The 3,372-nt window shown below is 36.7% G+C and carries 3 protein-coding genes; 2 read left to right on the top strand and 1 reads right to left on the bottom strand.

The features are described 5' to 3' along the window. A partial coding sequence (gene cysE, locus NT145_09030) for a serine O-acetyltransferase (GenBank protein ID MCX5782817.1) occupies positions 1-461 on the bottom strand: 461 nt, incomplete at its 3' end. Positions 462-727: 266 nt separating this feature from the next. On the opposite strand from cysE, the gene NT145_09025 reads away from it, so the two are divergent. Both NT145_09025 and NT145_09020 read left to right on the top strand, forming a co-directional pair. Further along, positions 728-1,930 (top strand): MFS transporter, encoded by a 1,203-nt coding sequence (locus NT145_09025; protein MCX5782816.1) that lies wholly within the window; start codon positions 728-730, stop codon positions 1,928-1,930. Beyond that, complete coding sequence (locus tag NT145_09020; protein MCX5782815.1) at positions 1,923-3,194, top strand: metallophosphoesterase; 1,272 nt, start codon at positions 1,923-1,925, stop codon at positions 3,192-3,194. The genes NT145_09025 and NT145_09020 overlap by 8 nt, the downstream gene beginning before the upstream one ends. Positions 3,195-3,372 lie beyond the last annotated feature (178 nt).

The following is a 3,372-nucleotide window of genomic DNA, read 5'->3' as shown; positions in this document are numbered from 1 at the left end:
ACATCATGAAGGACAACCGATCCCGCGCCGATTCTTGAATGGTCTCCCAAAGTTATCGCGCCTAAAACTACGGCGTTAGTGCCGATGATGACATTATTGCCTACCGTAGGATGCCTTTTCTTTTTTTCAAAAGATGTCCCGCCCAAAACAACGCCTTTATAAATTAGAACGTCGTCGCCTATTTCTGTGGTTTCGCCGATTACAACGCCCATGCCGTGATCAATAAAAAAACGCCTCCCGATTTTTGCCCCGGGATGAATCTCAACGCCTGTAAAAAACCTTGTAATATGGGACAAAATCCTTGCCATCAGGCGGAGCTTTAATCTCCATAAAATATTTGATATGCGGTGCATCCATATAGCATGGAGCCCGGGATAACAAAGCAGCACTTCAAGCGTTGAACGGGCCGCCGGATCTCTTTGAAAAACGGTTTTGACATCCTCTATTATTCGCTTAAACATAGAATGAATTCTATCAAATTATTTTTAAATTTAAAACTGTGCGGCTGGCAATTAAAAGAATTTTGATTTGTGTCCTAAAATATTTTATGCTTTACCCCGTTAGAGATTGCCATCGATTCCTATCGGCGGCTTGAATTCATACCGTTAGATGGCAGTGTTATTTCACGTTCTTTGTTCATCTGCTATGCCATGGTTTTTCTCTAACGGGGTTTACAAAAAGCCAGAAATAGTGTTATAATTCCCTATATTTTTTAAATTAAAAACTTATGAAATACCGAATTCTTCAATCACTAAGCAACTCAAACTACCGGTTATTTTTTATCGGGCAAACTATTTCATTTACTGGAAACTTTATTCAAATGGCCACGCTTCCCTGGCTGGTTTACCGGCTTACAAACTCTGCGATGCTTCTTGGCCTTATAGGTTTTTTGAGCCAAATATTTATATTGCTTCTTTCGCCTTTTGCAGGAGCAGTTGCCGACCATTTTGACAGGAAAAAATTAATATTATTCACTCAAAGCTCATTGATGCTTTTGTCATTTATACTTGCAATTATCACAATGATCGGCAAAATACAAATATGGCAGATATTTATACTTGCTGTTTTAATGGGAATAATAAACTCTTTTGACATGCCGACCAGGCAGTCATTTGTTGCCGACATGGTAGGAAAGAAAGATTTAATGAACGCCATAGGCTTAAACGCTTTGGTTTTAAACGGCGCAAGAATGCTTGGCCCTGCAATCGCGGGAATACTTATTTCAGCATATGGGGAAGGATTTTGCTTTTTAGTTAATGCGGTAAGCTATCTTGCCGTATTGATAGCCATAGTTTTAGTTACTCCTTTATGGCAGAACGTGGATTATATTGATGAAACTTTAGCCCAAAAAGTTTTTTCTGGAATAGATTATATACTTAATTCTAAGAAAATATTAATGGTAATTATTTTGCTTGCAGTAACAGGTTTTACTACCGGATTTCTTATGATACTTATGCCTGTTTTTGTAAAAGATATTTATCACTTGAATGCTTCCGGCTTTGGAATTTTCATGGCATCAATGGGGCTGGGCTCGCTTCTTGGCGGGATAACCCTAGCGTCTAAAAAGGACATTTCCGATATTAGGAAAATAATATTTTACTCCGCTATGGCTTTTGGACTGCTGATTATATTTTTTGCGTTAACAAGGATTTTTGGATTTGCAATTTTTCTTCTTGCCTTAATCGGTTATATTTCTTTTCTTCAGATGGGATGCACAAACACATTTATTCAACATGAAACCACAAACGAAATGAGAGGACGGGTGATGAGCTTTTTTGTTATGGCATTTATGGGATTTGCCCCTGTTGGAAGCTTGATAGGAGGTTTTCTTACAGAAAAGATAGGAGCAGCTTTTACCCTGGCTCTTGCAGGCATATTTTCATTTATTTGTGCTTTGATTTTATGGAAAAAAGAAATTAAATATGATTAATTTACAGTTCATTTTTTTTATTTCTTTGTTTGTATGTATTTATTTAGGAATGCATTATTATGTTTACTTCCAAATCGTAACAGGCCTTTCGCTTAATCGGCTTATTAGTATTTATGTCAGGCTTTTTATTTACTTTGGTGCGATTTCTTTTATTGTATCGGAATTTTTAACCAGGAAAGTTATATCGGCCTGGATTAAGCCTTTAGCTTATTATGGAAATGTCTGGATAGGAATAATTTCCATATCGGTAACAGTTTTTCTAATCAGAAATATTTTTTTGATTTTTGTTAAAAACAGCCGATTCAAATATTTTTCAGCAACAATATCTTTAGTAATGATCGCTGTTTTATCGTTATATTCAATATTTAATATAGTGCGAGAGGAACGAATAAAAGAAATAAAAATAAAATCTTCTAAACTTTCTCAAAAATTCTCTAGTTTTAATATAGTTCAGCTTTCAGACCTGCATTTAAACTTTATTAAATCATCCCGCAGGCTTGAAAATATTGTTGAAAGAGCAAATCTTTTGGATCCTGATGTTATTGTTATCACGGGGGATTTGATTGACGCTGATTTGTGCAAAACGGAAGAATTATGCAGTATTTTAAAGAATTTAAAGGCAAAATACGGGGTGTATGCAGTTACCGGAAATCATGAATTTTATGCGGGAATAGATAAATTTAAAAAAATACTTTTGAATTCAAATATAAGGCTTTTGCAGAATGAAAACATATCTCTTCCAAACAATGTTGAACTTATTGGAATAGACGACAGCGAAAGCAAACGCTTTGATAACATACCTATTGAAGAAAATCTCATCAAAGCTTTGAATACTCCTAAATCGGTTTACCCCGTTAGAGACCTGCCTCGCCGGCGGGCGGGGAGCGGACGCTTCACGAATAAAGATGGCAGCATCACATCGCCATCTAACAGCATGATTTCAATCTCCCAACAAGAGTCGGCAGTCCTCTCTAACGGGGTGAATTCAAAATATTTTACCCTTCTTTTATCGCACCGGTCTTTTATTTTTGACGAAGCCTCAAAATTAGGGATTGATTTACAGTTATCAGGCCATACTCATGCCGGCCAAATCCCGCCGATGGATTTAATTGTAATGAGCTTTTTAAAATACCCTTACGGATTTTATAAAAAAGATAACTCATGCCTTTATACTACTTCTGGAACGGGTTATTGGGGCCCGCCGATGCGCCTTTCCTCGCACTCAGAAATTGTCAACATCATTATAGAAAGACAATCTAAATGAAACTCCGCCGACAGGAGAGACTGTGTCATAACTCCACGTGTTGTCATCCTGGGCATAAAGGTTAAAAAGTGTTGCTAAAAATGCCCCTAAACAGCTAAAAGATAGACGGAACACAATGTAAATGATAGCATGAAAGTTAAAAGGATTTAACTTTCATGAAAAAAACGCTGTCCGCGAT

The sequence above is a fragment of the Elusimicrobiota bacterium genome (genome assembly GCA_026388075.1).
Taxonomy (GTDB): Bacteria; Elusimicrobiota; Endomicrobiia; order Endomicrobiales; family JAPLKN01; genus JAPLKN01.
Note: the sequence above shows the minus strand (reverse complement) of the source record. Positions and strands in the feature narration are given on the sequence as shown.

Excerpts from the sequence above, each read along its gene's own strand:
- NT145_09025 (MCX5782816.1), top strand. The coding sequence starts at position 728 with ATGAAATACCGAATTCTTCAATCACTAAGCAACTCAAACTACCGGTTA.
- NT145_09020 (MCX5782815.1), top strand. The coding sequence starts at position 1,923 with ATGATTAATTTACAGTTCATTTTTTTTATTTCTTTGTTTGTATGTATT.